25 protein-coding genes, 4 tRNA genes and 1 other RNA gene are annotated in these 25,214 nt (G+C 45.0%); 29 read left to right on the top strand and 1 reads right to left on the bottom strand.

The genetic code is table 11. The features are described from left to right. Nucleotides 1–24: 24 nt before the first annotated feature. The 15 genes from yqfC (at nt 25) to LUCIF_RS06325 (ending at nt 14,347) form a co-directional block, all read left to right on the top strand. The gene (gene yqfC, locus LUCIF_RS06395; protein ID WP_122627046.1) at nt 25–303 is read left to right on the top strand and encodes a sporulation protein YqfC; all 279 of its coding nucleotides are present in this window, start codon (nt 25–27) and stop codon (nt 301–303) included. 12 nt (nt 304–315) lie between these two features. Then, nucleotides 316–1,542, top strand: a complete 1,227-nt coding sequence (gene yqfD / locus LUCIF_RS06390; protein ID WP_122627045.1) for a sporulation protein YqfD — start codon at nt 316–318, stop codon at nt 1,540–1,542. Between the two features lie 17 nt (nt 1,543–1,559). Further along, nucleotides 1,560–2,534 carry a PhoH family protein gene (locus LUCIF_RS06385; RefSeq protein WP_122627044.1) on the top strand — a complete coding sequence of 325 codons (975 nt, stop codon included), beginning with the start codon at nt 1,560–1,562 and terminating at the stop codon, nt 2,532–2,534. A 28-nt stretch (nt 2,535–2,562) separates the two neighbouring features. Then, nucleotides 2,563–4,749, top strand: a complete 2,187-nt coding sequence (locus tag LUCIF_RS06380) for an HD family phosphohydrolase (RefSeq protein WP_207857098.1) — start codon at nt 2,563–2,565, stop codon at nt 4,747–4,749. Further along, entirely contained in the window at nt 4,709–5,128 is a 420-nt protein-coding gene (gene ybeY, locus LUCIF_RS06375; protein WP_207857163.1) for an rRNA maturation RNase YbeY, read from the top strand. Before LUCIF_RS06380 ends, ybeY begins: the two co-directional genes overlap by 41 nt. Beyond that, nucleotides 5,125–5,484 (top strand): diacylglycerol kinase family protein, encoded by a 360-nt coding sequence (locus LUCIF_RS06370; RefSeq protein WP_207857096.1) that lies wholly within the window; start codon nt 5,125–5,127, stop codon nt 5,482–5,484. The genes ybeY and LUCIF_RS06370 overlap by 4 nt, the downstream gene beginning before the upstream one ends. Nucleotides 5,485–5,543: 59 nt before the next feature. After that, nucleotides 5,544–6,440, top strand: coding sequence for a GTPase Era (gene era / locus LUCIF_RS06365; protein ID WP_122627041.1), 897 nt, complete (start codon nt 5,544–5,546; stop codon nt 6,438–6,440). Between the two features lie 190 nt (nt 6,441–6,630). After that, the gene (locus LUCIF_RS06360) at nt 6,631–7,206 is read left to right on the top strand and encodes a DUF502 domain-containing protein (RefSeq protein WP_122627040.1); all 576 of its coding nucleotides are present in this window, start codon (nt 6,631–6,633) and stop codon (nt 7,204–7,206) included. A 66-nt stretch (nt 7,207–7,272) separates the two neighbouring features. After that, complete coding sequence (locus LUCIF_RS06355) at nt 7,273–8,571, top strand: hemolysin family protein (protein WP_122627039.1); 1,299 nt, start codon at nt 7,273–7,275, stop codon at nt 8,569–8,571. A 59-nt stretch (nt 8,572–8,630) separates the two neighbouring features. Beyond that, the gene (locus tag LUCIF_RS27280; RefSeq protein ID WP_370744940.1) at nt 8,631–8,747 is read left to right on the top strand and encodes a YqzL family protein; all 117 of its coding nucleotides are present in this window, start codon (nt 8,631–8,633) and stop codon (nt 8,745–8,747) included. A gap of 10 nt (nt 8,748–8,757) precedes the next feature. Then, a complete protein-coding gene (recO, locus tag LUCIF_RS06345; RefSeq protein ID WP_122627037.1) occupies nt 8,758–9,498 on the top strand; it encodes a DNA repair protein RecO in 741 nt (246 codons plus the stop codon). A 76-nt stretch (nt 9,499–9,574) separates the two neighbouring features. Then, entirely contained in the window at nt 9,575–10,012 is a 438-nt protein-coding gene (locus tag LUCIF_RS06340; protein WP_122627035.1) for a DUF4342 domain-containing protein, read from the top strand. Between the two features lie 323 nt (nt 10,013–10,335). Further along, nucleotides 10,336–11,220: a glycine--tRNA ligase subunit alpha gene (gene glyQ, locus LUCIF_RS06335; RefSeq protein ID WP_122627034.1), complete on the top strand. Its 885-nt coding sequence runs from the start codon at nt 10,336–10,338 to the stop codon at nt 11,218–11,220. Continuing rightward, complete coding sequence (gene glyS / locus LUCIF_RS06330; protein ID WP_122627033.1) at nt 11,213–13,273, top strand: glycine--tRNA ligase subunit beta; 2,061 nt, start codon at nt 11,213–11,215, stop codon at nt 13,271–13,273. The genes glyQ and glyS overlap by 8 nt, the downstream gene beginning before the upstream one ends. A 249-nt stretch (nt 13,274–13,522) precedes the next feature. Further along, nucleotides 13,523–14,347 carry a pyruvate, water dikinase regulatory protein gene (locus tag LUCIF_RS06325; protein ID WP_122627185.1) on the top strand — a complete coding sequence of 275 codons (825 nt, stop codon included), beginning with the start codon at nt 13,523–13,525 and terminating at the stop codon, nt 14,345–14,347. Nucleotides 14,348–14,399: 52 nt separating this feature from the next. Here LUCIF_RS06325 and LUCIF_RS06320 read toward each other — a convergent pair whose 3' ends face one another. Beyond that, nucleotides 14,400–14,876 (bottom strand): LptA/OstA family protein, encoded by a 477-nt coding sequence (locus tag LUCIF_RS06320; RefSeq protein ID WP_122627032.1) that lies wholly within the window; start codon nt 14,874–14,876, stop codon nt 14,400–14,402. Between the two features lie 91 nt (nt 14,877–14,967). Here LUCIF_RS06320 and LUCIF_RS06315 point away from each other — a divergent pair, with 91 nt between their 5' ends. The 14 genes from LUCIF_RS06315 (at nt 14,968) to LUCIF_RS06250 (ending at nt 25,107) form a co-directional block, all read left to right on the top strand. Beyond that, nucleotides 14,968–15,966 (top strand): deoxyguanosinetriphosphate triphosphohydrolase, encoded by a 999-nt coding sequence (locus LUCIF_RS06315; protein ID WP_122627030.1) that lies wholly within the window; start codon nt 14,968–14,970, stop codon nt 15,964–15,966. 237 nt (nt 15,967–16,203) lie between these two features. Further along, nucleotides 16,204–18,009 (top strand): DNA primase, encoded by a 1,806-nt coding sequence (gene dnaG, locus LUCIF_RS06310; RefSeq protein ID WP_122627029.1) that lies wholly within the window; start codon nt 16,204–16,206, stop codon nt 18,007–18,009. A gap of 51 nt (nt 18,010–18,060) precedes the next feature. Beyond that, on the top strand, nt 18,061–19,170 hold the full coding sequence (gene rpoD / locus LUCIF_RS06305; protein WP_122627027.1) for an RNA polymerase sigma factor RpoD: 1,110 nt from the start codon (nt 18,061–18,063) through the stop codon (nt 19,168–19,170). Nucleotides 19,171–19,255: 85 nt separating this feature from the next. Next, a tRNA-Asn gene (locus LUCIF_RS06300) sits at nt 19,256–19,330 on the top strand. A gap of 60 nt (nt 19,331–19,390) precedes the next feature. After that, a tRNA-Ile gene (locus tag LUCIF_RS06295) sits at nt 19,391–19,465 on the top strand. Nucleotides 19,466–19,481: 16 nt separating this feature from the next. Then, nucleotides 19,482–19,556, top strand: a tRNA-Glu gene (locus LUCIF_RS06290). Between the two features lie 3 nt (nt 19,557–19,559). Beyond that, a tRNA-Val gene (locus LUCIF_RS06285) sits at nt 19,560–19,635 on the top strand. Nucleotides 19,636–19,694: 59 nt separating this feature from the next. Beyond that, nucleotides 19,695–20,510: a tRNA (adenine(22)-N(1))-methyltransferase gene (locus LUCIF_RS06280; RefSeq protein WP_165865906.1), complete on the top strand. Its 816-nt coding sequence runs from the start codon at nt 19,695–19,697 to the stop codon at nt 20,508–20,510. Next, the gene (locus LUCIF_RS06275) at nt 20,501–21,622 is read left to right on the top strand and encodes a Nif3-like dinuclear metal center hexameric protein (protein ID WP_122627024.1); all 1,122 of its coding nucleotides are present in this window, start codon (nt 20,501–20,503) and stop codon (nt 21,620–21,622) included. Before LUCIF_RS06280 ends, LUCIF_RS06275 begins: the two co-directional genes overlap by 10 nt. Before the next feature lie 59 nt (nt 21,623–21,681). Further along, complete coding sequence (locus tag LUCIF_RS06270; protein ID WP_122627023.1) at nt 21,682–22,380, top strand: zinc ribbon domain-containing protein; 699 nt, start codon at nt 21,682–21,684, stop codon at nt 22,378–22,380. 64 nt (nt 22,381–22,444) lie between these two features. Next, nucleotides 22,445–22,806, top strand: an RNA gene (gene rnpB / locus LUCIF_RS06265) — RNase P RNA component class A. 266 nt (nt 22,807–23,072) lie between these two features. Then, nucleotides 23,073–23,396 carry a thioredoxin gene (gene trxA / locus LUCIF_RS06260; RefSeq protein WP_122627022.1) on the top strand — a complete coding sequence of 108 codons (324 nt, stop codon included), beginning with the start codon at nt 23,073–23,075 and terminating at the stop codon, nt 23,394–23,396. 74 nt (nt 23,397–23,470) lie between these two features. After that, entirely contained in the window at nt 23,471–24,211 is a 741-nt protein-coding gene (locus LUCIF_RS06255) for a YebC/PmpR family DNA-binding transcriptional regulator (protein WP_122627021.1), read from the top strand. Between the two features lie 323 nt (nt 24,212–24,534). After that, nucleotides 24,535–25,107 (top strand): BofC C-terminal domain-containing protein, encoded by a 573-nt coding sequence (locus tag LUCIF_RS06250; protein ID WP_122627020.1) that lies wholly within the window; start codon nt 24,535–24,537, stop codon nt 25,105–25,107. The last annotated feature ends 107 nt before the right edge of the window (nt 25,108–25,214 follow it).

The raw sequence follows: 25,214 nt of genomic DNA, 5'->3' as shown, positions 1-25,214 counted from the left end.
ACCATTTATAGGAGGGGGAGTAGCATGCAAAGGAATAAAAAGAGAAAATTACAAGCTCTTGCGGGCTTTTTGGAAATTCCCGAAGATATTGTCCTTGATTTGCCACGAATTACTATGTTAGGCAATAAACAATTATTGATAGAAAATCATAAAGGAATTATCGAATATACATCCTCGTTGGTACGAGTCAAGTTAAGCCAGGGAGAATTAATTGTCAACGGAAGCGAACTGATGCTTGGCAATTTGCAAATAGAACAAATTTTAATTGAAGGTCTGATCGGAACGTTAAAATATGAGGTATAAGGGGTGCTCGCTATGCTTACCTATACTGTACTTAATTATATCAACGGTATTATCCGGATTCGCGTTAGCGGCACGATGCCGGAAAAGTTTATTAATTTATGCATGGCGCAAAATATTTTTTTATGGGGAATCATCAAGCTGGATGGAGACTTGTATGTAAATTTGCGGCTGCCGGATTTCTTGCGCATCAGACCCTTGGTAAAAAGAAGTCAAACTCAGGTTCGAGTCATTCATTATAAAGGCCTGCCGTTTATTTTAAAACGGATTAAGCACCGTAAAGCGTTACTGGCCGGAGCGTTATTATTTGCCGTTATTTTACAGGTTCTGTCCTCTTATGTCTGGTTCGTTGATATTAGCGGTGCGCACTCTCCGTTGGAGAATGAAATCCGCGAGGTTCTAATTGAAAATGGTTTGCACCCGGGTGTCAATAAAGACAAAATCAATAGTAAAGCATTAGAAAATACGCTGCTGTTAAAATTTCCCCAATTGGCCTGGACCGGCATTCATTTTACCGGAACCCGGGCTTTTGTCGAAGTTGTGGAAAAAACCATGCCACCGGCGGAAGATAAAAATCCTTCCAATATTATTGCCGATAAAGACGGTATTGTAACGGAAATCATTGCTATTTCCGGTCAACCTCTAGTGAAAAAAGGCGATACAGTAAAAAAAGGCGATCTTTTAATTAAAGGTGTTATGCCTGTATTGCCCCCGGCTACCGGTCCGGAGCATTCACCCGGGGTTACGCCGCCGGTGCCGGAACAATTAGTTAAGGCTAAGGGGATTGTAAAAGCAAGAGTATGGTATGAAGGCTACGGGGAAGGATATTTAAAACAGGAAGTCTTTGAGCCGACGGGAAACCAGACAGTTGCTATTATGCTGCGTCTTGGCAGCCGGCAATACATATTGAAGCAAGCGGCAAAAAATACTTACCGGTACTTTAATACGGAGGTAATTGAGAAAAAGCTTCCCTGGTGGAGGAATAGTAACTTTGCTGTCGAATCAAATATTATTGTATATCATGAATTAGCTCCGGTTTTACAGGAACAATCTGCTGAGGAAGCCCGTAACGAAGCAAAAGCGAAAGCAATGCGGGCTGTTCAGGCATTGGTATCAAAAAATGCCTATATTTTGTCGCGCCGTGTTGAAGTGATAAACACGCCGGAACCGAATCCTGTCCGGGTTAAGGCGAGCATTGAGGCGATAGAAGACATTGGCCAGAATGTTAGTATAACGCAGTAATATGAGGGGGCAAGCCTTTGTTGGAAAAACGGATAGGGTTTACCGATAATCAGGAAGCGGTAGCCGTTTTAGGTCGAAATGATGAAAATTTGCGGATTATTAGTGAACAATTCGCTGGCAAAATTACCGCCAGAGGCGATGAAATAATTATTAGGGGAGAGGACCGGGAAACTGAGAAAATCAGTGATTTGTTAGCGGAACTTCTTTTTTTATATCGGGAGGGAAATCGGATTACTTCCCATGATGTACGTTACAGTCTGCAAATGATTCAGGAAGGGCGGAAAGACAAGCTGCACCAGATGTTTGCCGATACGGTGCTGATAACGGCCAAAGGACGTTCGATTAAGCCGAAAACATTAGGGCAGCGGGTCTATTTGGAAGCAATACGAAACAATTATATTACCATTGGAATAGGACCGGCGGGAACCGGGAAAACTTATCTTGCTGTGGCAATGGCAGTATTTTCCTTAAAAAATAAGGAAGTGGAACGGATTATTTTAACCCGGCCGGCTGTGGAAGCCGGTGAAAAACTCGGTTTTTTACCAGGCGATTTACAGGAAAAGGTAGATCCCTATCTGCGTCCCTTATATGATGCTCTTGATGATATATTAGGCATGGATACTTTCCAGAAATTTATGTCCAAAAACATTATTGAAGTCGCCCCGTTGGCATATATGCGGGGACGGACTCTGGATGATTCTTTTATTATTCTGGATGAAGCACAAAATACTACGCCGGAACAAATGAAAATGTTTCTCACCAGGATGGGATTTGGTTCCAAAATGGTCGTTACCGGGGATATAACGCAAGTGGATTTGCCTCACGGAACTTGTTCAGGACTTCGTCAGGCGCGGCAAGTTTTAGCCGGCACACGCGGCATTGAAATCACCGTTCTTAATGAGACGGATGTTGTCAGACATGAAATTGTCGGCCGGATTATCAAGGCCTACGAACGTTTTGAACGAGGCGGCGACTGCCAAACCAGTCAGTAAATTCATCCCGCAATGGAGTTGAACATTTATGTCAGTAAACACCAAGTTGCGAAATATGTTTTTACAGCCAACCAGTATCTATGCCCGGCCCGTAACCAGGCGTATCGTATTATGGTTGATTTTTTTCACTTTGTTTATGATTGTATTGTCCGCAGAATTTATTCCCGATAAAGTCTATTTAACGGTAGGACAAGTAAGTGACCGGGATGTAATTTCCCCGCGGACGGTTTCGTATGTCGATACGGCCAAAACGAAAAAACTGGAGGAAGAGGTTCTTGCCAGCGTAGCCAGTGTCTATGATTTGGATGTTGGCGTTATAACCCGGGCCGAGGAAAGCGTATCGGCTATCTTCCACACGGCAAAAATTGTAATCAATGACAAACAGTTAGTTTCCACCGAACAAAAAACAGCCAAAATGAAAGAATTATTGACTGTTTCCTTACCGAATACGGTTTTAAACGGTTTGGTTAATCTTCAAGCCAATGATCTAGCCCAGGCGGAAGAAGATACCCGGGCTATTTTGCGTAAATACTTACAACGGGGCATCCGGGATGATGACCTCGATCTTGCCCGCAAGCGCATCGTAATGGATACGGAAGAAATGAATTTGGGGAAAAGTACGGAAGCGGTGGTAGCCGGGATTGCGCAGACACTGCTCCGTCCTAATTTTATATTAAATGTCCGGGAAACGGATAAACGGAAGCAAGCCGCTCTGGCAAGCGTTGACCCTGTGCGGGAAACTGTAAAAAAAGGGCAGGTTTTAGTCCGGCGCGGCGATGTTGTAACGGAAGAACAAATCCATGCCATTGAGGAGATTGGTTTATACAAAGGTCAAATCAGTGAAATCCGTATTTTTGGTTTAGCAATTTTTGTTCTTATCATCATGACAATGATGTTGGGATATTTGTATAAATTTGCCCAGCCTGTTTATGCCAACGACCTGCACCTGGTTTTATTGGGGCTCATCTTTCTCGCCATCTTACTGTTGGGAAAAACATTGCACTATTACTCGGATTTTGTGGCTCCCATTGCGGCCGGCGCCTTATTGGCGGCCATTCTTATTGATGTCCGCGTCGGGATACTGTCCGGTGTAATGCTGGCTTTATTATACGGGGTAATTGTCGAAGATGATTTGCGCGCCGTGGTTACTGTTTTAATCGGCAGTATGGCCGGCGTGTACAGCGTGTCCAAACTGTCACACGGCTATAGCCTTACCCGGACCGGACTATGTATTGCCGGTGTTAATTTAGTGGTTATTGCATCCACCGGCTTTATTGAGCAGGTAAATAGTCATCAGCTTATGATACAGTCGTCGCTGGGAGTACTTGGCGGGCTTGCCTCAGCCATACTTGCCACCGGCTTGCTGCCTTATCTGGAACATACATTCACTATTACAACGCCCATAAAACTGCTTGATTTAGCCAAACCGAACCATCCTCTCCAGCAACGGTTGCTGCTGGAAGCTCCCGGTACCTATCATCACAGCATATTAGTAGGCAATCTGGCTGAAACCGCGGCTGACCGAATCGGAGCCGATGCTGTTGCGGTAAGGGTGGGCGCCTATTATCACGATATCGGCAAAATAAAACGACCTTGTTTTTTTATTGAAAATCAGGTGGGCACTGAAAATCCGCATGATAAAATCGCTCCCTCCCTAAGTACGCTGATTGTCACCTCCCATATTAAGGACGGAGTGGATTATTGCAAAGAATATAAATTACCGCAGGTCATCCATGACATTATTCAGCAGCATCATGGCACTACCCTGGTTTCGTATTTTTACAAAAGAGCTTCGGAAACGGAGCATGGCGACTGTCTGGTGGAAGCGGATTTCCGTTATGAGGGACCAAGACCACAGACTAAGGAAGCAGCACTGGTTATGCTGGCTGATTCCTGTGAAGCGGCGGTACGCTCGATTGCCAAACCGAATGTGAACCGTATTGAAGCGACGGTGCGGAAAATCATTCGTGAACGTTTGCTTGACGGTCAGCTGGATGAATGTGACTTGACCTTGCAGGATCTTAATCTGGTGGGCGATGTGTTTATCCGGGTTTTATCCAGTATGTTTCATACTCGCATCGAATATCCCGATGCGAAAGATTTTGAGAGGAGAAAAACGAAGAGTGGAAATAGTAATAAGCAACCGGCAGGAAAAGATGAATTTCACGCCGCAAATGGAGCAAATGGTGAATGCGGTGTTAAAAAAGACAGCTGAAGTTTACGGGTTGGAAGAGGGTTCGGAAGTTAGCGTGATTCTTGTCGATGACGAATATATTAAAGAATTGAATGCTGCGTACCGGGGAAAAGACATGGCTACGGACGTATTATCCTTTGCTTTGAACGAGGGAGAAGAACCGGAAATTATTGACGGCCCGCAGGAAACGCTGTTGGGTGATATTGTAATTTCAATTGAGACGGCCCGGCGTCAGTCGGAGGAATATGGACACAGCCTGGAAAGAGAGCTGGCTTATCTTACCGTGCACGGAATGCTGCATCTTTTGGGATATGACCATGAGGAGGAAGCGGCGAAAGAAGAGATGAGGACGGAAGAAGAACACGTGTTGTCGTCACTGGGATTGGTCCGTGGTGTATGACCATGTTATTGCTCCGTTTCGGCAAGGCTTTTCAGCATGCTGCGGCAGGAATCATTTATGCGCTCCGTTCCCAGCGAAATATGACCGTTCATGTGACGGCGGCGGGAATTGTTTTAATTATGGCCTGGCGGCTTCATCTGGCCCGCAGTGAAGTACTGATGTTAGTGGTTGCGGTTACCCTGGTAATTATGGCGGAACTGTTTAATACCGCCATTGAATCCGTAGTAGACCTGATTTCGCCCGGCTATCATCCCCAGGCCAAAATCGCTAAAGATGTTGCGGCCGGCGCCGTGCTAATTGCTGCGATCATGGCCGTAATTATTGGCATAATATTGTTTGTCCCCCGACTTTGCTGAATTGTGTTCGGGACCCGTAAATAAGATAGACAAAACAGAGATATTGGAGATGGCTGTGAATGAATACGAATTCTGATTTTAAGTCCGGCTTTGTCGCTGTAATTGGCAGGCCGAATGTTGGTAAATCAACGCTGGTTAACTCTTTAATCGGGCAAAAAGTAGCGATTATGTCGGACAAACCGCAAACAACACGCAATAAGATTCTGTGCATTTTGACATTACCGGATGCGCAAATTCTTTTTATTGATACACCGGGAATTCACAAACCCAAGCATAAACTGGGGGAACTTATGCTGCGTGCCGCTGAAAATACCTTGAAGGAAGTGGATGTGGTATTGTTTGTTGTCGATGCCACGGCCAAAAAAGGCCCCGGGGAACAGTATATTTTAGACCGGCTGGCCAATATACACACCCCGGTTATTTTAGTAATTAATAAAATCGATCAAATCGCGAAAACGGAAATTCTGCCGATTATTGAACAGTATTCATCCCTATATTCCTTTCGCGGTATTGTACCGGTATCGGCATTAGAAAAAAATAATCTGGATGCGGCAGTCGCCGAAGTAAAAAAATATTTGCAGCCCGGACCGCAGTATTATCCGGAAGATATGATAACGGATCAGCCGGAACGGTTGTTAATCGCCGAACTGATCCGGGAAAAAGTACTTCATTTAACCAGAGAGGAAATACCCCATGCGATTGCGGTTGATATCGAAGAAATCGCAACCCGGGCCAATGAAAATTTATATATTCGGGCGACTATCTATGTGGAACGGGAGTCACAAAAGGGGATTGTGATCGGTGCGGGTGGCTCTTTGTTAAAAGAAATTGGTAAATTAGCCCGTCAGGATATCGAAAACTTGTTAGGCTCCAAGGCATATCTTGATTTATGGGTGAAAGTAAAAAAAGACTGGCGCAACCGGGATGGAATTTTGCACTCCTTTGGCTATGAGTAATCTTTCTGTCTTAATTCAACATAGTACCACATTTCGCCCCTGAACTTATGGAGACAATTATTGTCGAATGAAAAAGGACTGCGAAAAGTGGGATAGTAAGGATTTGGGTGATAACTACCGGCTGCCGGTAGTTATTTGTTTTATTGACCGGAAATCGCAGGAATGGTATGATTTGTAATAGAGGTGTATTATGAAAGCATTATCCAAGTATTTTATAAATGGACTCATTGTTATCACACCCATGGTTTTTACCGTATTTGTTGTGATGCAGATCTTTTCGGTAGCGGAAGGACTATTGGGGCGTCATTTACCCATCCATTTTCCCGGAGTGGGGCTTATTGCCGCAATTTTACTGATCTTGCTGGTTGGATGGTTGTCTTCCTTATGGATCCTGAAAAGTATATTAAACTATATTGACCGTCTGGTAGGATCCATTCCCGTAGTCAAATTTATTTACAACAGTGTCAAACAACTATCCGCCGCCGTATTTGAGTCACAGCAGTTATTTAAACATGCTGTGCTTGTTCCTTATCCCCATCCGGGAGTAAAAGCATTAGGATTTGTCTTGCCGACCTTAACCGAACCATTAGCTAAAAATTTTACCGAAGAATATGTTTGTGTATTTGTGCCAATGAGCTTGAATATGACGGCAGGGTTTAATATAATGGTACCTAAGCGGGACATAATACCTTTAGACGTAACTGGCGAAAGTGCATTGCAATATGTCCTGACCGCTGGAGCTGTTATGCCCCGTGGGAATGAGTGACCAAACTCCGAGGAGAGATGCTCTATCGATTCGCCACTTTACAGTTCTGTCAAATTATTAATCGCATTGTGTTTAGTATTATTAAATGGATTTTTTGTCATTGCTGAATTTTCCCTGGTCAAAATCAGAAAGACCCGTTTGGAAGAATTGGCCCATTTAGGGAATAAGCGGGCTGGATTGGCTTTAGAGGTAGTATCTTCGTTTGATACGTACCTGGGAGCAACTCAACTGGGAATTACGCTGGCATCCCTGGCTCTCGGCTGGTTGGGAGAGCCTGCTGTGGCTTCCCTGATAGAACCGTTGGCAAAACAGTATATACCGGGTTCCAGTTGGCTCCATGCCAGCATCAGTGTTGCCCTTGGCTTTATCCTGATTACTTTTATGCATATTGTGTTAGGAGAACTGGTTCCTAAATCAATGGCAATTCAACGTACCGAAAAACTGGCTTTACTGGTAGTATGGCCGCTTTACATTTTTCGTAAAATCGGGTTTCCCGTTATTGTCTTATTTAATCGGACAGCGCGGGGAATATTAGAGATTATGGGTATGAAAGCGGCGAATGAAGCGGAGCTGACTCATTCCGAAGAAGAGTTGCGTATGATTGTGAATGCCAGTCATCGCGGCGGGGTTCTCGATCAGGTGGAAAGCGAGCTCATTGATAATGTTTTTGATTTTGCCGACCGTCTAGCCCGTGAAGTGATGGTACCTCGCCAGGACATGGTCTGTTTATTCGTAGATGATTCTTTTGAGGAAAATATCCGGGTCGTTCGGGAAACCGGTCATACCCGTTATCCGCTGTGTGTTGAAGATAAAGACCATGTCGTGGGAATGATCCACATCCGTGACCTGATGGATTTGGAGTTAATGTGCGGCACCTCGGGAAAGGACCTTCGCAATATAATGCGGGAGATTCTGGTTGTTCCCGAAGGGTTGTCGGTAGCTAAATTGCTGCAATTTATGCGGCGCAAACGAACTCATCTTGCGGTCGTCGCCGATGAGTATGGCGGAACAGCCGGCTTGGTTGCCATGGAAGACGTTATTGAAGAAATTGTTGGCGATATTCAGGATGAACATGATAATGAGGAAACGGACATTGTGCACTTTCCTGACGATTCGTTTGAATTCGACGGACGGGTCCTTCTCGACGATGTTGCCGAGCTTTTAAATATCCGCCTTGAGGAGCATGAAGAGGATACCATTGGCGGTTACATTTTCGGTTTATTGGGGAGGCGGCCGGAGGTAAGCGACATTCTACAAATCGGCGATTACAATTTTGAGGTATTAAAAGTAAACGGATTTCGGGTTGTAAGGGTTAAGGCTACACCACTTCTTGATCAGCCACAGGAAACCGACAATGAGCAGTAATCTTGGCATGAATTCTATCATATGCGAAGGGATGATGTAGAGTGTTATTGCGCGATCTGATGTGGGAAATTTTCCAAAGCACCGGACATATTGGAGCTTATCTGGTATACAGAGAGTGTTTAGAAAGTGACATTCTTCACCCTGAAACGTTAAAACATAAAACTAATATTATTTGAGGTTCTTACAATGCAATATCAAACGGAAGCCATCCTGTTGTCAGTTCGCGATTGGGGAGATGCCGACAGGATGGTCACTTTGTTTTCCGGGCAATTCGGCAAGCTGCATGCCGTCGCGTATGGGGCTAAGCGGCCACGCAACCGACTTGCCGGCAGTTTGCAGGTCTTTTCCCATGTGGATGTTATGCTGGCCGCCGGCAAAACATACGAATCAATCAGACAGTGCGAAATAATCAACAGCAACCGGGCGCTGCGGGAAGACCTGAACTTCATGGCCTACGCTTCTTTTCTGGCGGAACTGGCCGCAGAACTATGGCCGGAAAGAGAACCGGAGCCGCGTGTCTTTGCCCTGTTAGCGGCGGCATTTTCCCTGATTCATGAACGGCATCCCCGGCTGGTTGCCTTAGCTGGAGCCTGGCAACTACTGGTGTTGGCCGGCTATTATGCTCATAGCCGGTGTTGCCGGATTTGTGGTAAAAAAGTAAGCTTTCCGGCAAACTTTATCGCCCGTAACGGCGGCTGCACCTGTCTGGAATGTTCCGGCGGCAAAACAATGCTTGAAATCGGGGAACCGGCTTTTTCGCTGATAGAGCGATTTCTGGAACTTGACTGGTCCAGCCCCGGCAGCTTTACAGTTCATAAATCAGCCTTACTGCAAGCAGAAATGCTGCTCCTTGGTTATTTGACGGAAGTGTTGGATAGGCCACTTAAATCAATCAATTTTTTAAAACATGTCGCCTTACTGGTGTAAACCCACATAAGAGATTGATGGATGAAAACGGCGAATCGGAGAAACACTAACTAAAAAACGGCCGGGAGGGACAATTATGGAAGGGATTACTCTGGATAAGATTGACCAATTGCGGGAACGCCTGGGGGTTTCTTATCGGGAAGCCAAAGAGGCATTGGAACAGGCAGGGGGAAATGTTATCGAAGCATTAATTGCACTGGAAAATAAGAAACAGGGCAACTGGACAGAAGAATTCTCCGTGCGGTCCGGTGAAGTAGTTGATAAGGTCAAAGAGTTAATCCGAAAGGGAAACGTTAACAAAATCCGCGTTAAGCAGGATGATAAAATATTAGTGGAAATTCCCGTCGGCTTAGGTGCGATTGGTGCGGTAATTCTTCCGTCATTGGCTGCTCTTGGTGTATTGGTGGCGGTATTTAAACGGTGCACTATCGAAGTTGTCCGGAGCGGCGATGCGGAAGAAATGCCTGATTCGGCCGAAACAGAAGTTGTACCGCCAGTGGAATTGGATCGCTGAATTCTGTTTGACAAAACGGAACTCTTTTGTTATATTTAAATAAAATTAACGCAATGCGGGAAACAGTAGCTTGTAACTACGGCAGCGATCCGGGAATAGTGTGAGCCCGGAAAGACAAGCGAAAGGCACTCCCAAGCCGCGAGAGGAAATTTTCCAGGAGTACGGCGTACTTTTGAAAAAAGTAAAGCTCGCCATATTTATAAGGTGGGTCAAATGGCCAATCAGGGTGGAACCGCGGGAATAGACTCTCGTCCCTGTAACTTTATTGTTACGGAGGATAGAGGGTTTTTTATTTTTATAAGTATTAATCAGGGGGCGATAATATGACCTTTCAGGAAGTCATTCTGACGCTGCAGAACTTCTGGGCCGAACAAAAATGCATCATTCAACAGCCTTATGATGTGGAAAAAGGGGCCGGAACAATGAATCCAGCCACTTTTTTGCGTGCTTTGGGACCGGAACCATGGAATGTGGCTTATGTTGAGCCGTCAAGACGTCCAACCGACGGCCGCTACGGTGATAATCCCAACCGTCTGTTTCAGCACCATCAGTATCAAGTGATCATGAAACCTTCACCAGCCAATATTCAGGAACTATATCTCGCCAGTCTGGCCCGTTTGGGCATTGATCCCGGTAAACATGATATCCGGTTTGTGGAAGACAACTGGGAGTCTCCTACCCTGGGAGCCTGGGGATTGGGTTGGGAAGTCTGGCTGGATGGTATGGAAATTACCCAATTTACTTATTTCCAGCAGGTAGGCAGTATCGATGTAAAGCCCGTATCGGTTGAAATTACGTATGGCCTGGAACGTTTAACCATGTATATACAAGGCAAGGAAAATGTATTTGATATTGAATGGGTTGACGGGATTACTTACGGTGATGTATTTCACCGGAATGAAGTGGAACAGTCTCATTACAACTTCGAAATTGCCGATACCCAATTATTATTCCAACTGTTTGATATGTATGAAAAAGAAGCGATCCGGGTTGTGAATGCGGGTTTTGTCCTGCCGGCGTATGATTATGTTTTGAAATGCTCCCATGCGTTTAATTTACTTGACGCCCGTGGTGCCATCAGTGTAAGCGAGCGAACGGCGTTTATCGGCAGAGTGCGAAATATGGCCAGGCTTTGTGCCCAGGGATATTTGGAGCAAAGAGAAAAGCTGGGATTCCCTCTCTTAAAGGAGGCAAAGAATCATGAGTAAAGATTTACTGTTGGAAATCGGCACCGAAGAAATTCCGGCAAAGTTTATGCCCGGTGCTTTGGCTCAACTAGAAAAAATAGCCCAAGAGAAACTAAGTGAACAGCGTATTTCTTACCGGGAGATTCAAACGGTGGGCACCCCGCGGCGGCTGTCCCTTATCGTGCGGGATATGGCGGAACAGCAGGCCGATAGAAAAAGTGAAAACAAGGGACCTTCCGTAAAAATTGCCTTTGATGCTGCCGGACAACCGACAAAAGCTGCACAAGGCTTTGCCAGGGGACAGGGCGTTGCTGTAGCGAACCTGGTAGAGAAAGACGGTTATGTATATGCAGTCGTTCAAGAAGTTGGACAGGCCGTCGCCGGCCTGTTGCCCAGCCTTTTACCGGAAATGATTCACAGCATCAGTTTTCCGAAAAATATGCGCTGGGGTGATTTGGACCTGCGTTTTGCCCGACCGATACGCTGGCTGCTTGCCCTTTATGGAAGCGAGGTCATTCCGTTCACCATCGCCGGTGTTTCTTCCGGCAATAAGACACGGGGGCACCGTTTCTTAAGTAAGGGTGATATTGTTGTAAATTCAGCCGATGATTATTTCGCTAAACTGGCCGCCAACCATGTCATGGTTGATCAAACGATTCGCCGACAGGTAATCCGCGAACAGATCGTAAAAATAGCAACCCAGCAGGGCGGTATTGCCAACATTGATGAGGATCTCTTAGAAGAAGTTATATACCTTGTAGAATATCCCACAGCATTGTGCGGCTCTTTTGAGGAGAAATATTTGGCACTGCCGCCGGAAGCGGTGATTACTCCCATGCGGGAACACCAGCGATATTTTCCGGTGTTCAGCCAGGACGGCAAGCTTTTGCCCGCTTTTATTACCGTACGGAACGGAGGAGCCGATTACATTGATATTGTGCGTCATGGTAATGAACGGGTATTGAAAGCGCGTTTGGCGGACGCTAAATTCTTTTTCGAAGAGGATAAAAAAGTTCCTTTGCGTGACCGGGTCGAACGTCTTAAAACCATAGTGTTCCAAGAAGGATTAGGTACACTGTATGATAAAACGCTTCGCCTGGAACAGCTCTCCGTATTCATTGCGCAAAATATGGGCGTTGCAGCCGATCTTTTGCCGCTCATTAAACAGGGCGCCCATTTAGCGAAAGCGGATTTAGTCACCGGCATGGTGTACGAATTTACCGAACTGCAGGGTGTAATGGGGCGCGAATATGCCCGTTTAAACGGCGAGAATGCGATTGTGGCCGACGCCATATTTGAACATTACCTGCCCCGGTTTGCGGGGGATGCCCTGCCGGAGCAGATTGCCGGCAGAATTATTAGTATTGCCGATAAACTAGACAATATTGTCGCGACCTTCAGCCGTGGATTAATTCCTTCCGGTTCACAGGATCCGTTTGCTTTGCGGCGCCAGGCGCTGGGAATCGCCAATATTATGATCCGGGCACAACTGCAGTTATCTTTGCCGGCATTGGTACAAAAGACTATGGATTTACTGCAGACTCATGATCCGGAACGGCGTGAGCGGTTATTGCAGGAGGTTACAGAATTTTTCCGGCTGCGGCTAAGAAACATTTTAGCTGATGAAGGTGTACGCTATGATGTTATTGACGCAGTCATAACGGCTGGAACAGATAATATCTACGACGCCTGGTGCAGAGCAAAGGCTATTGCGGCAATTACCGGTACCGATGCGCTCTCAAAGGCGGTACAGGCCTTTTCGCGGGCAGGCAATCTGGTAAAGAACTTTGCCGCTGCTGCCATAAATACCGATTTGTTTATGGATGAGGCGGAAAAAAAATTATATTTGGCTTATGAGGAAGCACGCACTAAAATTGATGCCTTAAGGGTCCGGCAGGACTATGAAGAGATTTTAACGGTTATGGCAGAAATGGCGGCTACGATTGACGCCTTTTTCGGGGCCGTAATGGTTATGGTTGAAGACCTAAATATCCGTAACAACCGCTTGGCATTGTTAAAAGCGATAACCGGACTTACCGCTTCCCTGGCCGATGTAAGTAAAATTATCATATAAGAAAAACCGTTGCGCGGTTTCCGGCTCATGGCGCAAGAATTGACAATCCCATCATATTCCAAAACAAAAACCCCGATGACGGGGTTTTTGTTTTAAGTATAAGTCTGCTTAAAATAGAGGATTTAGCATACGTTTAGCGTATACTACTTTTAGGTTAAACAAAACTGTCATGAACGCAACACGCAGTTGCTGCTGCACAGTTGGCTGTTTCCGTTTCAGCAACAAATATGGGAAAAGGGGGTAAGCATTATAGCTGCGCCAATTATTTATGTATTATCCGATTCAATCGGCGAAACAGCTGAAATGGTGGCCAGGGCTACCGCCAGCCAGTTCGACACCGAAAAACTGGATATTATTCGCATTCCATACATTCATTCGGTACAGCAAATCGAGGAAGTGGTAGAGGAGGCCGTCCGTCATACCTGCGTTATTTGTCATACCCTGGTGTCGCCTGACTTAAGGGACGCATTGACAGCACAAGCTTCGCAGCATAATATTCCTACGGTTGATATCATGGGGCCGATGATTTCCGGAGTGCAAAATATTGTGCAGTCGCCTCCCAGGTTAAAACCAGGTTTAATGCATAAATTAGACCAGGAATATTTTAAACGGGTGGAAGCGGTAGAATTTGCCGTAAAATATGATGACGGAAAAAATCCGTGGGGTCTATTGAAAGCCGACATGGTTATTATCGGCGTATCCCGTACTTCTAAAACTCCCTTAAGCATGTATTTGGCCCATAAAAAACTCAAAGTTGCCAACGTACCGTTAGTGCCGGAGATTCCACCGCCGGAGGAATTATTTGAGGTATCGCCGCAACGGGTCGTAGGTTTAATCATCGATCCCCAAAAACTGAATAGCATTCGTTCGGAGCGTTTAAGAATCATGGGTTTGGGACCGGATTCCAAATATGCCAATGTCGAACGGATTGAGGAAGAATTACACTATGCCAAATCAATTATGGACCGGATCCATTGTCCGGTCATCGACGTATCCAATAAGGCAATTGAAGAAACCGCCAATACGCTTCTGGAAATTGCTTATAAAAATTGCGTATTACAGAAAGGGCCCTAAGGGTCTTTTATATATAAAAAGAAACCTCCGGCAAATCCGGAGGTTGTCCATATTATAAAATGGTATTGGTTGCAACATTATAATTTACACTGTCGGCACTGTACGCGTTGCCGTTTTGCGACACCTGTACATGACCGCTAAACACGGCAATTTTATTTTGCCAGTTAAAGTCTACCTGATCCGCCGTGATTGTTAAGCCTGTACGGGTCAGCTTAACACCGCCGTCAATTTTGGCTTGGTCTTGAGCACCATAAACATAAACACTGTCACCCGTAAAGTTAATATCGTCCTGGGTTACGGTAACGCCGCCGGAACCCCATACTTCAAGGCCGGCAACATTGACTTTAGCCTGACCGGCGGTGATAATACGGTTGTTAACTTGAATATATACATTCCCATTGAGTACATACAAACCCGTATTGATGTCAAAATATGTATTGTCGGCTCGAATAACGGGTTTAGCGGCAAATCCGGTTGTAGTTAAAAGAACTAGTAAAAAAATAACAAGTAAAAAGATTCTACGTTTCATTTTTCACTCCGCCTTTCACGTCCATTATAACAGATTCAATAAAAAAGAGGTATGGAAATGCATGGGAGCCATGGTAACAGGAGGAGGTTCTATGAATATTCGTGAACGAATTGAACAGCAGGAATATAGTCTATTATCTCTCTATGCGGCAAAAAGTCAAGAGGCAAAACGAAATTACCGGGAAGAACCCTGTGAATTCCGTACCGCGTATCAGCGTGACCGGGACCGGATCATTCATAGCAAAGCATTCCGAAGGTTAAAGCATAAAACACAAGTTTATATAACACCGGGTGACCATTATCGCATGCGTATGACCCATAGTTTGGAAGTGGCGCAAATTTCCCGGACTATTGCCCGGGGCTTACTGTTAAATGAAGATTTAACGGAAGCAATTGCCCTTGGCCATGATGTCGGCCATACGCCTTTTGGCCATGCCGGCGAAGAGGCACTCCGGGAAATTGTCGGTCATTATAATCATAATGAACAGAGTTTGCGGGTTGTAGAATATCTGGAACACGAAGGCCGGGGCCTTAATCTAACCCTGGATGTTAAAGACGGTATCCTCAATCATACCGGGCCAAACCTGCCTTATACATTAGAAGGAAATATTGTCCGGATTGGTGACCGGATTGCTTATTTATGCCATGATTATGATGATGGAATACGGGCCGGGATGATTCGTCCTGACGATTTGCCTGACCGGGTAACGAAAGTGCTCGGCACCAAACCGTCAGCTATGATTACGTCAATGGTAAAAGACATGATTGAGTCCTCAAATGGGCATAATGAAATTAGCATGTCGCCGGAAGTTCAGCAGGCAATGCACGAATTGCGGGAATTTATGTTTGCTAAAATATATCGTTCTCCAGCCTTGGAATTTGATAGAAAAAAGGCTAAATTTGTGGTTGGTAAATTATTTGATTTTTTTATGAATAGCCCCGATGTTCTACCGCAAGAATTCCAGAACCGGGAACAAAAATGGGGACTGCAAACAACGGTCGTCGACTACATTGCCGGGCTGAGCGATTTATATGCCATTCAATTATTTAAAAAAATCTGTATTCCTTCAACCTGGGGTGGCTCAGACTAAATTCTTATAATGATCCAGAATGATTTGTCAAGAGGGAAAAGGATATTAAAAACTTTTATTGAATATCTTATAATCAGAAGCAAAAAAGAGAAAATGTAAGGGAGCAGGATTTGAGAAAAAAATGTAGAATACACATAAGCTTGGAGCGGATCATACGTATCAAAGCGGATTCGGAAACTAAGAAAGGGATACTTTTATAAACCGTATTTATATTTACATGCTTGTAGTGGTGAAAATATGAAAGATGTACAGTATGAAGACCTGATTGAACGATTGCGAGCCGAAGGGGATATTGTAAATATTATATCTGATTATGTACCGCTAAAAAAAAGAGGGAAAAATTTTTGGGGTTGCTGTCCATTTCATCATGAAAATACGCCTTCTTTTTCGGTTACGCCCGATAAAGGTTTTTTCTATTGTTTTGGCTGTCATACGGGAGGAAATATTTTTAGTTTTTTGATGAAAATTGAAAATGTCGGTTTTATGGAAGCCGTAAAAATACTGGCCAATAAAATGAATATTCCTTTGCCGGAAAAAGAAAAGTCCGCTTACGAAAGAGAAAGAGAAAAGGAAATCGCCAGTTTATTTCAGGCTAATGAACTGGCCCGCAATTTTTTCCATTCTTGTCTGACTAAGACCGATTATGGCATAAATGCCAGAAATTACTTAGCCCACCGTGGTATTACCGCCGAAATTGCCGTGAAATTTAGGCTGGGTTACGCTCCGGCTGCTTGGGATAAACTATCTAATGCCCTTTTAAAACGAAATCTGAAGGCCGATATTTTACTGAAAGCAGGATTAGCAGTACATAAAAACGGGGGAGAAGGTTTTTATGACCGCTTTCGTGACCGGATTATATTTCCCATATGTAATGCCAGAGGCAAGGTTGTCGGGTTTGGCGGCCGCATTATGGATCAGACCCAGCCCAAATATTTAAATTCGCCGGAAACGCCCATTTTTAACAAACGTCATATTTTGTATGGATTGGACATTGCCGGTGAACATATCCGTAGTTCCGGTCAGGCCATTGTGGTAGAGGGATATATGGATGCCATTACGGCTCACGCTCATGGAATGGCGAATGTCGTTGCTTCCCTGGGTACCGCGTTTACGGCGGAACAGGCAAAGCCGTTATTGCGTTACGGGGCGGAAATCATTTTTGCCTATGATAGTGATGCTGCCGGCCAAAATGCTACTTTGCGCGCTTTATCCATCGTGCGCGTTTTAGGCGCGAAAGTCCGGGTGGTGAAAATTCCCGATGGCAAAGATCCCGACGAATTTATCCGTAAGCATGGTATTGAAGAATTCCGCACTCTCGTAAAAAACGCGGCGACCCTTATCGATTACCAGCTTCAGCTGGCTCTGGAAACCATCGATCATACCACGCTGGAAGGAAAAGTAGCCGTTGTTGGCAAAATTGTACCGGTACTGGCGGATTCGAATAATGCGGTGGAAGTCAACGCTTATATTATCCGTCTTTCCCAGACCCTGGGAGTTGCCGAAAGTGCCATTCGCAGTGAATTGCGGAAATACTTAACAACGACTCAAAAGGATAAAAATGTAAAAACGGGTAAAAATATGGACATAATAACAATGCCTAAAGCTGTTGACACTGCCGCCGTACAAGCGGAACGTCAAATGATCCGTCTTATGTGTGACGACAGTGCTTTGATCCCGTACGTACAAGTCCAAATTGATGCTGATTCAATTGAAGATACATGGCGGCGTGAAATCGTACATTCTTTATTTAATGCCTTTGCGGCAGGAGGAAAGATTGAGCCGGTAATATTGGCGATGAATTTGAGTGAAAAAGCCAATGCCGAATTTTCCCATATTATGTTATTGGAGTTTCCGTGTACTGATGTAAGCAGAATGATTGATGATTGTATTAGGGCAGTTAAATTGTCGCACTTAAACTTATTGTATGAACAACATCGTTTGCGAGCCGATGAATTACAACGTATGGGGGATAGTAACTTTCTGCAGGAATTAGCGGAAAGTCAGCGAATTAAAGATGAAATTAGCAAATTATATAAACCGTAATAATCAGTTTCATGTCTTAAACGGGCCAACCAACGGAGGGGGGGAGATAGAATGACAGAGAAAAAAAATATTACAACGGATAATGTAAATGAACTCTTGCATACAGCCAAAAAACGTGGTGGGGTATTAACTTCCGGTGAATTTATGGACCGCTTGCAAAGTGAGGATTTATCACCGGATGAAATTGACGACATTTACGAGCTGTTTCAAAATAAAGGAATCGAAATAGTAGATGAAATTCCTGACGTTGATAATCTAGAAGGCCCGGATATTTCAGAAATAGAAGTAACGCAGGAAGAGGTAGACATCGATTTAACCATTCCTGAGGGTATTAGCATTGATGACCCGGTGCGCATGTATCTTAAGGAAATTGGCCGTGTACCCCTTTTAAGCGCCGAAGAAGAAATTCAGTTAGCCAAAAAAATGGAACTGGGGGATGATGAGGCTAAGCGCCGTTTGGCCGAGGCCAATCTGCGGCTAGTTGTCAGTATCGCCAAACGTTATGTTGGGCGGGGAATGCTATTTTTAGATTTGATTCAGGAAGGGAATCTTGGCTTAATTAAAGCGGTAGAAAAATTTGATTATAACAAAGGGTATAAATTCAGTACTTATGCCACTTGGTGGATTCGTCAAGCCATCACCCGCGCGATTGCCGACCAAGCCAGGACAATTCGTATACCCGTTCATATGGTAGAAACGATCAACAAACTAATCCGGGTTTCAAGACAGCTGTTACAGGAATTGGGGCATGAACCATCGCCGGAAGAAATAGCCGGTGAAATGGATATTAGTGTGGACCGGGTACGGGAAATCATGAAAATTGCACAAGAACCGGTATCGTTGGAAACTCCAATTGGAGAAGAAGAAGATTCGCATCTTGGTGATTTTATTGAGGATCAGGATGCTCCGGCTCCGGCGGAAGCCGCTTCCTTTATGCTTTTAAAGGAACAGTTGGAGGAAGTATTGGAGACGCTTACACCGCGGGAAGAAAAGGTGTTGCGGCTGCGTTTCGGATTGGACGATGGAAGGGCGCGTACCTTGGAAGAAGTGGGACAACACTTTGGGGTGACGCGGGAACGGATTCGTCAAATTGAGGCCAAAGCGCTGCGCAAGTTGAGACATCCCAGCCGGAGTAAAAAACTCAAAGATTTTCTGGAATAACACTTTTGATTCCAATTAAAAGTATTTAAAGAAATCACTTGACGTAATCCCTACATTATCGTATAATATTTCTTGTTGGTGACGTTCCTCGATAGCTCAATGGTAGAGCACTCGGCTGTTAACCGAGTGGTTGTAGGTTCGAGTCCTACTCGAGGAGCCAGCTTATCACAAGAGGTTTTAGACAGGCTTTCTTCGGAAAACCTGTTTTAAATATCTATAAGGGCCTATAGCTCAGCGGTAGAGCAGCCGGCTCATAACCGGCTGGTCCCTGGTTCGATCCCAGGTGGGCCCACCACCTTTTTTATTAGCATGGCCCGTTGGTCAAGTGGTTAAGACACCGCCCTTTCACGGCGGTATCAGGGGTTCGAATCCCCTACGGGTCACCATGTGGGCGATTAGCTCAGCCGGGAGAGCGCCTGCCTTACAAGCAGGATGTCGGCAGTTCGATCCTGTCATCGCCCACCAATTTTATAATATCTTTTCTAAGAGTTCGATGCAAAGCGGTAATTGCTTTGCGTTTTTTTGTGGGACCAGAAAGTAAAGACCCTTTGGGTCTTTCTTATGATATTATTGATATTATTGATATTATAGAGCAGCAGGATTTTTTTTTCGCTAAACGAATATTACTAGAGAATTGCGAGGGAATACTATTGAAAATCAGTGAGCGGTTAATGGCAATCGCCTCTTTTGTGCCACCAGGAGCGGCTGTGGCTGATATAGGCACAGACCATGCCTATTTGCCGGTTTATCTGATACAGCAAAAAATCGCCCCCCGCCTTGTCGCCGGCGATTTACATACCGGTCCGTTTCGGGCAGCGCAAAATATCGTAAAACAACATTCATTGACCGACCGGATTTCCTTGCGCCAGGGAGACGGCTTTACCATTATTTCTCCTTATGAAGTGGATGTCGCCGTCATTGCCGGCATGGGCGGCTCTACCATGCTGCATATACTGACAGCCCGGCCGGAAGTAGTTGCCTCTTTATCGCACTTGATTTTACAGCCAATGATTGGGGCCGGCGAGGTCCGTCAGTGGTTGGCTGCCAATGGCTGGAAGCTTACGCAGGAAACGCTGGTGAAGGAAGACGGAAGACTATACGAGATCCTTGTTGCCGAAAAAGGCTTAATGGACCCCATCGAGCCGGTATTATATGAGGTAGGGCCATTATTATGGCGCCGGCGTCATCCATTATTACGGGAACACATGGAGCTATTATTGGGGCAATGGGAAAAAGTCCTCACCCAAATGAACGGCAGTAAAGAAGCGGTTCTTACGGTTAAGTATTACGAATTGTTGAATAAAATTCAACAGATGGAGGCTTATTTAAAATGTCTGTAACTTGTCAGATGGTGATAGACGAAATGGAAAAATTAGCTCCTGCCTATTTGGCTGAAGACTGGGACCATGTAGGCTTGCTTGTGGGGGACCCGGCGCAGAAAGTTAAAAATATTCTGGTCGTTTTGGATGTTACTTTGCCGACGGTCCTTTATGCCGCCGAGCAGAAAGTAGATATGATAATTTCCCATCATCCCTTATTTTTTAAAGGTCTGGACAAGATTCGCACCGACAAAAACCTGGGGAATATATTGGCGGTCTTATTAAAAAATAATATTGCCGTTTATGCGGCGCATACCAACCTGGATATTGCGCCCGGCGGAGTCAATGATGTCCTGGCCGGATTAGTAGGCTTACAGGACATTTTAATTTTACAGGTGACCCGTGTTGAAAAATTTAATAAACTGGTTGTTTTTGTGCCCCGTCCCCATGCCGAACCGGTGAGAGCAGCGATATTAGATGCCGGTGCCGGACACATCGGCAAGTATAGCCATTGTTCGTTTACGGCGGCAGGAATGGGAACCTTTATGCCGCTCGCAGGAACAAGCCCTTATATTGGCCGGCAAAACAGATTGGAATCAGTGGAAGAAGTCCGGCTGGAAACAGTAGTACCGGCCTCAATCAGTACGAAGGTGATTCAGTGTTTAAAGGCGGTTCATCCGTATGAAGAAGTTGCTTATGATCTTTATCCCTTGACGAATCCGGTTGTATCCTTCGGTTTAGGCCGTACCGGCAGCCTGAAAAAACCTCAGTCATTGACTTCGTTTGCCTCGCAAGTAAAACAGGTATTGCAAATACCGGCGGTAAAAGTGGCGGGGGATGCAAATCAGCCAATTCAGAAGGTAGCTGTATGCGGCGGCAGCGGCGCAGAATTGATTCCTGCCGCAGCCAAAGCCGGTGCGAAGGTACTGGTAACCGGCGACGTAAAGTATCACCAGGCCCAAGAGGCGGTATCAATGGGATTGTCGGTTATAGACGCCGGACACTTTGCGACAGAATACCCCGTCCTTAGCCATGTTGTGAATTATTTAAAGCAGTCCGCCGCCAGCAATCAATGGGATTTGACGGTTCATTCCGGCGGCGCCAATCAGGATATTTTTCATTGGTATGATTGACAGGTAGTGTAATTCTGCCTGTCTTTCTATTTTATACTAATAAGTGAGGAGTTGGTGGTATGAAAGAGGATTTGCAGTTGCTTTGGCAGCTTCAGACTTTTGAACGGCAGGAAAATTTACTAAAGAGTAGGCACCAAAATATATGTTCGGAAGAAGTGAGACAATTATGGCAGGAAATTAAGCTGCTTATACAAAGCGTGGCTGCAGACCGCGAGAAATTGGTCTGTATGAAAAAAGTGTGCGCCCGACAAGAAACGGATCTGTCTCATATCATTCAACAATATCACCAGTTCGAAACACGTTTATATAGTGGTGAAATTACCAATTTAAAAGAAATGGAACAGCTTAAAACAAAATATGACGCGGCCAAACGGGATATTGCCATGCGGGAAGAGGAAGTATTTGAAGGAATGGATGAATCCGAAAAATTGATGCAGAAAATTATTCAGGATGAAAAACAAATTGAAGAGAAGAAAAAAGAACATTTGGTCAAGCAGCAGCAAATTTCACAGGAAATTGCTCTGATTGAAACGGAGGTCAGCCAATTGCAGTCTCAATATGATAACGTGGCGGCTCAGGTTGATCCGGTTGTTTTAAGCCGTTATAAAGCATTGCAGAGGAAAACCTCTTATCCCCTTGCCAAACTGGAAAATGGCGTATGCGGTGGTTGCAGGATGAGCGTTCCCGCCGTTCAACTGTCGATGACGCAGGATATTGTATATTGTGACAATTGCGGGCGCATACTGCTTATAGAATAAAAAACGGTTTAAGAACTTGATTAGTTGCTCCGACTGTGTTATAATTGCGAAAGATTTCATGCTATGAGTAGGAAAGATGATCGCGGATATCGACAGGATATTCGAGGAAAGTCCGAGCTCCGCAGGGCAGAGTGCTGGATAACGTCCAGCGAGGGTGACCTCAGGGAAAGTGCCACAGAAATGTAGACCGCCCGGTATAAAAACCGGGTAAGGATGGAACGGTGCGGTAAGAGCGCACCAGCAGCCAGGTGACTGGCTGGCTAGGTAAACCCCACTTGGAGCAAGACCAAATAGGGAAGGGATGAAGCGGCCCGCTGAGCCTTCCGGGTTGTGTCGCTAGAACCGTCAGGCAACTGCCGGTCCAGATAAATGATCATCACCGCATAGTTTTGCGGAACAGGACTCGGCTTATTGAATACTCATAGCTGGATTGTCTCCAAATCGTGGTTGGCGTTTCGGTCAACTGCGATTTTTTTTGCCGGAAAAAGTGTGAACCGCCTTGTAACTGTAAATTAAACATAGTGCGGATTGACTTTTTCCTCAAAACTTATTAAAATAGAATTACCCCCGGGGATGGGGTAGGGTATGTGATTAAAAAGTTTTTATTTGTTTTATACTATAAGAAAAACCGTTAACGGCTATTCAAAGTTTACTTTCTATACTTATAAAAAAAGAGACAGGGAGGCAAAAAAATGAGTGTAATTACGATTTCCAACCAGGAAGAATTTGATTCAAAGGTATTAAAGGCCGCTAAACCCGTTTTAGTCGATTTTTGGGCGCCTTGGTGCGGTCCGTGCAAAATGGTTGCCCCGGAAGTAGAGGCTGTGGCTCAAACCTATGAAGGCCAGGCTGTTGTAGCTAAAGTCAATGTGGATGAGCAGCAGCAAATTGCAAGCCAGTATGGCGTAATGAGCATTCCTACGCTGGTTGTCTTGAAAGACGGACAGGAAATCAACCGGATTGTCGGTTATCGTCCCCGTAAGGATATCGGCGCCGTAATTGAACGGGCCCTGTAAATAATAGTTTTGCCAAAAAGCCGCTAGTATGCTAAAATATTGCCTGATTGAGACGTTATGAAGGGGAGAAAGATATGTCAGGACACTCAAAATGGGCAAATATTAAACACAAAAAGGGAAAATTAGATGCATTACGGGGTAAAATTACGACTAAAATCAGCCGGGAAATTACGGTTGCGGCCCGTTTGGGCGGAGCAGACCCTACCGGCAACATGAAGTTAAAGCTGGCATTGGAAAAGGCCAGAGCCAATAATATTCCCAAGGAAAATATTCAGCGGGCTATCCAAAAAGGGTTAGGTGCCCTGGAAGGCAGTAATTACGAAGAAATTATTTATGAAGGCTACGGGCCCGGCGGTGTTGCCGTAATGATTGAGGTTATGACTGATAACCGGAACCGGACGGCGGCGGACTTACGGCATCTATTTTCCAAACACGGCGGTAATTTAGGCGAGACCGGGTGCGTATCCTGGATGTTTAAACAAAAGGGATTGTTTGTTGTCGATAAAGAGACCGGCGTCGAGGAAGAAGAATTAATGCTCCTTGCCCTGGAAGCAGGAGCGGAAGATTTCAAGACCGACGACGATGAATTTGAAATCATAACGGTGCCGGAGCAATTTGATGCGGTACAGAAAGTATTGGAAGAAAATAAAATCGTTACCGCCGTGGCTCAAGTTACCATGGTTCCGGAAACATCGGTTTCCCTCGCCGCTGAAGACACCGCAAAAATGATAAAACTTATCGATGCGCTGGAAGAACATGATGACGTGCAGGATGTATATGTTAACTTTGATATTCCTGATGATTTTGAAGATTAAACTCGCATTTTTGAATTAAACAGGCCGCCGGCCTGTTTTTTGTGGGATCAGAAAGTATAACTTTCGGGTTGTTTTTTAAATAACACATGCTTCCTAAAAAAGCTGAAAAGTAAAATACTTTCCTTCCATTTAAAGACCCTTTGGGTCTTTCTTATATGTTTATGGCAAGACGACATTTCTACCTGGTGGCCGCCCAAAATGAAAGGTTTCCCCGCGCCCTAAGTCCTGCGCCACGAGCCGAAAGATCGCGTCAGCGGTCTTTCTTGAATAAGTTTTGTATTTTTTGGTAATAATGTAGACAACACGAAAAAGGAGTGTTTTCGATGTTGTCTTATTTAAAAAAGCGCAAAACACAAATATTTTTAATCAGCAGTGCCGCTCTTATCATTACGGCGGCTACCTACTGCTATGTTCAGTATACCGCGAACAACGGCTTCAAGCCCCCTTTAACGCAGGATACCGAAGTAACCAGGAATGGGGGTATAAAAATCACCCCGGATACGGTATTGGTGCAGAAAATTGTCTATTTAAAATGCCACGACGTAGAGACTTTGCGCACCAAACCGGCGGACAACCTGATTGGCTTAAACTATGCTCAATTGCAAAAAGTTTATTCCGGCTGGACAATTGACAAATTTGACCCGCCGGAGGTGCAAATGACGCTGGAGGTGGACAGTTTTTGCCGCGAACATGCCAATAATATGTTTATTGGCATTAAAGACGGTTATGTAGCGGTTTTCTACGGAAAACCGGGTCCGAAAGCCATTGTCAAAGAAGTCACTAAGATTTCCGCGAATAAGCTGACCGACCAGGATTTAGACGAATTAAGACGGGGTATGATTGTAAAGTCCAAAGAAGACTTATTGCGAACTCTGGAAGGATTACAATCTCGTTAAAAGACTTGAATCGAAAGACCGCGTTAGCGGTTTTTCTTATGCCCAAATGGTAAAAGGAATAGTGTGCCAGAATGTCGAATGAATATGTATACAGAAGGAGGACGCTA

The sequence above is a fragment of the Allolucifera butyrica genome (assembly GCF_900476375.1).
Classification (GTDB): Bacteria; Bacillota; Negativicutes; order Sporomusales; family UPPP01; genus Lucifera; species Lucifera butyrica.
This window is presented reverse-complemented; position numbering and strand designations above follow the sequence as displayed.

Excerpts from the sequence above, each read along its gene's own strand:
- LUCIF_RS06320 (WP_122627032.1), bottom strand. The coding sequence starts at position 14,876 with ATGAAACGTAGAATCTTTTTACTTGTTATTTTTTTACTAGTTCTTTTA.
- LUCIF_RS06380 (WP_207857098.1), top strand. The coding sequence starts at position 2,563 with ATGTCAGTAAACACCAAGTTGCGAAATATGTTTTTACAGCCAACCAGT.
- LUCIF_RS06255 (WP_122627021.1), top strand. The coding sequence starts at position 23,471 with ATGTCAGGACACTCAAAATGGGCAAATATTAAACACAAAAAGGGAAAA.
- LUCIF_RS06340 (WP_122627035.1), top strand. The coding sequence starts at position 9,575 with ATGGAAGGGATTACTCTGGATAAGATTGACCAATTGCGGGAACGCCTG.
- LUCIF_RS06275 (WP_122627024.1), top strand. The coding sequence starts at position 20,501 with ATGTCTGTAACTTGTCAGATGGTGATAGACGAAATGGAAAAATTAGCT.
- yqfD (WP_122627045.1), top strand. The coding sequence starts at position 316 with ATGCTTACCTATACTGTACTTAATTATATCAACGGTATTATCCGGATT.
- recO (WP_122627037.1), top strand. The coding sequence starts at position 8,758 with ATGCAATATCAAACGGAAGCCATCCTGTTGTCAGTTCGCGATTGGGGA.
- ybeY (WP_207857163.1), top strand. The coding sequence starts at position 4,709 with ATGGAGCAAATGGTGAATGCGGTGTTAAAAAAGACAGCTGAAGTTTAC.
- era (WP_122627041.1), top strand. The coding sequence starts at position 5,544 with ATGAATACGAATTCTGATTTTAAGTCCGGCTTTGTCGCTGTAATTGGC.
- yqfC (WP_122627046.1), top strand. The coding sequence starts at position 25 with ATGCAAAGGAATAAAAAGAGAAAATTACAAGCTCTTGCGGGCTTTTTG.
- LUCIF_RS06270 (WP_122627023.1), top strand. The coding sequence starts at position 21,682 with ATGAAAGAGGATTTGCAGTTGCTTTGGCAGCTTCAGACTTTTGAACGG.
- LUCIF_RS06360 (WP_122627040.1), top strand. The coding sequence starts at position 6,631 with ATGAAAGCATTATCCAAGTATTTTATAAATGGACTCATTGTTATCACA.
- glyQ (WP_122627034.1), top strand. The coding sequence starts at position 10,336 with ATGACCTTTCAGGAAGTCATTCTGACGCTGCAGAACTTCTGGGCCGAA.
- LUCIF_RS06250 (WP_122627020.1), top strand. The coding sequence starts at position 24,535 with ATGTTGTCTTATTTAAAAAAGCGCAAAACACAAATATTTTTAATCAGC.
- glyS (WP_122627033.1), top strand. The coding sequence starts at position 11,213 with ATGAGTAAAGATTTACTGTTGGAAATCGGCACCGAAGAAATTCCGGCA.
- rpoD (WP_122627027.1), top strand. The coding sequence starts at position 18,061 with ATGACAGAGAAAAAAAATATTACAACGGATAATGTAAATGAACTCTTG.
- dnaG (WP_122627029.1), top strand. The coding sequence starts at position 16,204 with ATGAAAGATGTACAGTATGAAGACCTGATTGAACGATTGCGAGCCGAA.
- trxA (WP_122627022.1), top strand. The coding sequence starts at position 23,073 with ATGAGTGTAATTACGATTTCCAACCAGGAAGAATTTGATTCAAAGGTA.
- LUCIF_RS06370 (WP_207857096.1), top strand. The coding sequence starts at position 5,125 with ATGACCATGTTATTGCTCCGTTTCGGCAAGGCTTTTCAGCATGCTGCG.
- LUCIF_RS27280 (WP_370744940.1), top strand. The coding sequence starts at position 8,631 with ATGTGGGAAATTTTCCAAAGCACCGGACATATTGGAGCTTATCTGGTA.
- LUCIF_RS06315 (WP_122627030.1), top strand. The coding sequence starts at position 14,968 with ATGAATATTCGTGAACGAATTGAACAGCAGGAATATAGTCTATTATCT.